The organism is Oscillospiraceae bacterium, assembly GCA_035353335.1.
Taxonomy (GTDB): domain Bacteria; phylum Bacillota; class Clostridia; order Oscillospirales; family JAKOTC01; genus DAOPZJ01.
This window is the reverse complement of record DAOPZJ010000080.1, coordinates 5,829-8,178: the sequence shown is the minus strand read 5'-3', so window position 1 is coordinate 8,178 and position 2,350 is coordinate 5,829. Positions and strand designations below refer to the sequence as shown.

Sequence of the window (2,350 nt, the reverse complement as noted above, 5' to 3'; positions counted from 1 at the left end):
GGCAGGTCATAACGACGGGTAATGCTGCGGGTGTTCATATCGAGCATCACCGAGAAGGTCGAAACGCCGATCAAATGTTTCCCGTTTTGATCATAAAACGCCGTCTCGCGGCGGTAGTATGGGCCTTTTTTCTGAGAATGCCAGGTGCGTCCGATCAGCGGGATGCAGCTTTTGATAGGTTCGTCAAACACAGCGGTGTAGCCGATTAACACCCATGCCAGATTTTGTCCTAACAGGTCATTTGTGCCCATATTAAACTTTTGAAGATGACGTTCAACCACCTGCTGGGTCAGGTCGGGGCAGACCGAGGGTTTTAAATGACCATTTTGATCGAAGTTGTTCCCGAACAGATAAAGGTCGTAAGTAATGTCTTGTTCGCGCATGTTTCGTTCCTTTGGATGAATTTTGTAAGTATATACTTTGCACTAAGCAGTCGTTTACGTCGTCCCTCGAAAGCCCTTTCCGACGATCTCGCTGGAGTTCATAATCATCATAAAAGTGTCGAGATGATTTTCTTTGAGATAATGCCTGAGCTGCACCGCCTGATAACGCTTCATGACGGCAATGACCAGATATTTTTTTTGGTTGGTATAGGCGCCCTTGGCTTCGATGATCGTGGCGCTGCGTTTGATGACGGTTTTAATGAATTCCGCGATCGCTTCGGGCTCGTCGGTGATGATCTGAAAACATTTGCACTGGTTGATGCTCTCAATCACGCTGTCAACGACGAGCGATTTCATCAACAGGCCGAGGATGGCAAAAAGCCCGACTTTGATGCCGAACAAAAACGAGCCGAGCGTGATGATGACGTCGCTGACGAGCAATGCGGCGCCGATGTTCATGCTCGTATATTTGCGCAAAACCATCGCGATAATGTCGGTACCGCCGGTGCTTCCGTTTCGGTTAAAGAGCATAGCGGTGCCCATCGCGGGGACGCCGACCGCAAAAAACAATTCCAAAAACGGCTGGTCGGTCAGCGGAGCGGAGAGCGGAACGAGTTCTTCGAGTACTATCAACGCAACCGAAAAGACCACCGTTCCGAGCACGGTTTTGGCGCCGCAGTCACGGCCGAGAAGGATGAAGCCGAATATCAGCAGAACGGCGTTGATGATTGCCGTGATTACTGACGCGGAGGAAAGATGAAAATAGTTGCTTAAAATAATCGAGAGGCCGCTGATGCCGCCAATCGAAAAATTGTTCGGGAACTTGAAAAAGTAAATGCCGACGGCCATAAGCAGCGCGCCTATCGTGCAGATCAGATAATCGCCGACGGTCTCTTTTGAAACTTTGAACTTCATTTAATTGCTCATCCTTTGTTCGCAGACGGTATTTGTTCAAAAATAGTATAACACCCTGTGTGCCAAAAAACAATATTCCCTGATTTCAAAGGAAAACGTTAGAAGTTATTGTAACAATTAAGAGGATTTTTATGTCTTATCTTTGAAACGCAATGGTAATATAATGTGCGTAAGGAGGAAATCATTTATGAAAAAATCAATTACGGGCATAATCCTGTGCCTGTTGATGACGGCGGTTTTACTTTTCAATTCGGCGGGCTGCGGGATTCAAGTCGCGGCTGTCGATCTGATGGAGGGTGTCAGCGCAAAATCGGTCACGGGTAAAGCGGCTGAAGACGCGTTTATTTCGTCTTCGGCGAACTTCGCCGTGGAACTGTTTAAAAAGACCCTGACAAAAGGTGAAAATTCGCTGGTCTCGCCGCTCTCTGTGATGCTGGCGCTGGCGATGACGGCTAATGGTGCAAACGCCCAGACCAAGACCGAGATGGAAACGGTACTCGGCGGCGGAATGACGGTTGAGGATTTGAATCAGTATCTTTATGCCTATGTCAAAAACCTGCCCTCGAATGAAAAAGCAAAACTCAATATCGCCGATTCCATCTGGATCAAGGACGACGGCTCTTTTGAAGTCAAGCCGGAGTTTTTGCAGACGAATGCCGATTACTACGGCGCGGCTGCTTTTAAAGCCCCGTTCGACGACAAAACTCTCGCCGACATCAACGAATGGGTCAAAAACAACACCGACGGTATGATCGATAAAATCCTCGACAAGATCGATCCCGATATGGTGATGTATCTGATGAACGCGGTGCTGTTCGACGCCGAGTGGCAGGCGCAGTATAACACGGGCGACGTTTTTGACGGCACTTTTAATGCCTATGACGGCACAAAAGAAAATGCAAAATTAATGAGTTCGACCGAAAATTTGTATCTTGACGACGGCAAAGCCACCGGGTTTGTCAAAAACTATGCGGGCGGAAAATACAGCTTCGCGGCGCTTCTGCCGAACGAAGGCGTTTCGATCGACGACTATGTTAACTCGCTGACCGGCG

General features: G+C 48.3%; 3 protein-coding genes. 1 reads left to right on the top strand and 2 read right to left on the bottom strand.

Annotated features, from left to right (window positions below):
* Positions 1–383: thioesterase (locus PKH29_11960; protein ID HNX15552.1), on the bottom strand; the 383-nt coding region annotated here is incomplete at its 3' end.
* 54 nt (positions 384–437) lie between these two features.
* Positions 438–1,298, bottom strand: a complete 861-nt coding sequence (locus PKH29_11955; protein HNX15551.1) for a YitT family protein — start codon at positions 1,296–1,298, stop codon at positions 438–440.
* Positions 1,299–1,485: 187 nt separating this feature from the next.
* On the opposite strand from PKH29_11955, the gene PKH29_11950 reads away from it, so the two are divergent.
* Positions 1,486–2,350, top strand: an 865-nt coding sequence (locus PKH29_11950) for a serpin family protein (GenBank protein ID HNX15550.1), incomplete at its 3' end; no start/stop codon positions are given.